This is a genomic window from Planosporangium flavigriseum, from assembly GCF_011947225.1.
GTDB classification, from domain to species: Bacteria; Actinomycetota; Actinomycetes; order Mycobacteriales; family Micromonosporaceae; genus Planosporangium; species Planosporangium flavigriseum.
Window position 1 is genome coordinate 1 of record NZ_JAATVW010000053.1, and the last position, 2,135, is coordinate 2,135.

General features: G+C 71.1%; 3 protein-coding genes. 1 reads left to right on the top strand and 2 read right to left on the bottom strand.

The window, feature by feature from the left end; genetic code table 11:
• Nucleotides 1-79 precede the first annotated feature (79 nt).
• The gene (locus HC028_RS26750) at nucleotides 80-412 is read right to left on the bottom strand and encodes a putative quinol monooxygenase (RefSeq protein WP_168080215.1); all 333 of its coding nucleotides are present in this window, start codon (nucleotides 410-412) and stop codon (nucleotides 80-82) included.
• Nucleotides 413-737: 325 nt separating this feature from the next.
• Here HC028_RS26750 and HC028_RS26755 point away from each other — a divergent pair, with 325 nt between their 5' ends.
• Complete coding sequence (locus HC028_RS26755) at nucleotides 738-1,310, top strand: copper resistance CopC family protein (RefSeq protein ID WP_168080216.1); 573 nt, start codon at nucleotides 738-740, stop codon at nucleotides 1,308-1,310.
• Here the strand turns inward: HC028_RS26755 and HC028_RS26760 are convergent.
• On the bottom strand, nucleotides 1,300-1,983 hold the full coding sequence (locus tag HC028_RS26760) for a nucleoside/nucleotide kinase family protein (protein WP_168080217.1): 684 nt from the start codon (nucleotides 1,981-1,983) through the stop codon (nucleotides 1,300-1,302). The genes HC028_RS26755 and HC028_RS26760 overlap by 11 nt on opposite strands.
• Nucleotides 1,984-2,135: the final 152 nt, after the last annotated feature.

The window sequence follows — 2,135 nt, forward strand, 5'->3', positions numbered from 1 at the left end:
ACTCTCCGACGGGACTCCCGCCGAAGTCGACCGTTCCGCCGCTGCCACCAGCGGCGGAACGATGCTCCTGACGACCGGCTCAGCCCCGCTCGGGCACCGTCATCTCGCCGAGCAGCGACCAGTCGTCCTGCGGAACCTTGAAGTTCACGATCCGCGGCGTCTCGGCGAGGTGCTGCGGCAGCGTCTGCTGCGCCTTCTTGAAGTGGTCGGACTGGACGTGCGCCAGCCCGGCCTCGTCGTCCCGGAACGCCTCGACCAGGACGTACCCGTTCGGGTCCGCGACGCTGCGGGACCAGTCGAACCACATGCAGCCGGGCTCGGCGCGGGTCGCCTCCGTGAACTCGCCGGCGATCTGCGGCCACTGGTCGGCGTACTCCGGCAGTACCTGGAACTTGGCGGTGATGAAGATCATTTTGGTCACTCTCAACGGCTGGACAGGTGGGCGCGATCCGCGGGGATCGCTCGCCACCAACCCTAGTACCGCGACCACGCATCATGATCTCGGCCCGGATCGCCGGAAAGTGCAGACCGAGGGTTAGTGCACGAGCGAGTGACACAGGCCAAGGCGGAGCCATGGCATGCATTGTCGTCGGGGTGGACGGCTCAGAGCCGCCAAAACTGACCGGCCCGTCCCGAGCGCCTCGATCTGATCGCGCGGGAACTTTCGGCCGATTCCTGACGACCACCCCTGCATGGCAGATCTGACTGTTCGGTGGTCACGCGGGACGCGGCGGACCGTGACCGGAGTCCTGGCGTCGGTCGCGGCACTGCTCGTCGTCGGCTTTTCCGCGTCACTGGCGTGGGCGCACGCCCGACTGCTGAGCACCGGCCCGGCCGGCGACTCCACCGTCGCCGAGCCGATCACAGCCGTCACGTTGACCTTCAACGAACCGGTCAAGCAGAGCTCCACGACCATCACGGTCACCACGGCCGATGGCTCCTCGTACAGCGACGGTGCCGCCCGCGTCGTGGACAGCACCGTGACGCAGGCCGTACGCGCGCTGCCGGCCGGCGCCGTACGGGTGACGTGGCGGACGGTGTCCGCCGACGGAGATCCGATCCAGGGCGAGTTCGGCTTCACGGTGGCGCCGTCGGCCGCACCGGCCAGCGCGACGCCGAGCCCGACGCCGTCCGCGACCAGTTCGGCTCGGCCCGTCAACCCGGCCATCGTCACGCGATCACCGGATGCGGCCGCCCCGAAGTCGGCGGGGTCGTCGGTGCCATGGCTGCCGCTCGGCATCGGCGTCGCCGTCGTCATCCTCGGCGCCGTGGGCTTCCTCCGGTGGCGACGCCGCTCGCTCAGCCGATGAGCCGGACCACGAGGTCGGCGCGGTCACGGCTACCCAGCACCAGTTCCGCGTTGCGCTGGTCGCTGCCGTACGCCCAGGCACGGGCCGCGCTGGATGACTTCCCGTACCGCTCGTGCCGGCGGACCAGCCGGTCGAGCCGGACCGGGTCGGGTGAGTCCAGGAACCACACCTCGTCGAGCAGGCCGCGGACCGGCGCCCATTCGCCGTCGTCGACGAGGAGGTAGTTGCCTTCGGTGACGACCAGCGGCACGTCAGGGTGCACCGGAATGGCCCCGGCGATAGGCTCCTCGATCTCCCGGCGGAACACCGGGGCGTAGACGCACCCCTCCGCGGGATCGCGTAGCCGCCGCAGCAGCGCCGCGTACCCCGCCGCGTCGAACGTGTCGACCGCCCCCTTACGGTCCCGCCGGCCCAGCCGCTCCAGCTCGGCGTTCGCGAGGTGAAAACCATCCATGGGCACGAGTACCGCGTCGCCGTCCAACGCCGCGACCAGCGCCTCGGCCACCGTGGACTTGCCCGCGCCCGGCGCACCGGTGATGCCGAGGATCCGCCGCTGGCCCGGCCGGACCAGCCGCCGCGCCCGTTCGGCCAGCTCCGCCACTGTCGCGGCAGGCTCCTCGGGCCGCCCGTCCGGCGTCGTCGCCAGCCGGGCGGGGAGCGGATCGTCGGTCATTGGCGAGTCTCCGTCCTGCGGTACGTCCCCGAGCCGGCTCCAGTCTCCAGCATCGCCAGCCAGGCGCGGCGCCGCGGTTCAAGTCCACGCCAGACGCCGCTCGGCCCTTCCAGCGGTGACGCGTGCTGGAAGGGCCGAGCGGTATGACGATC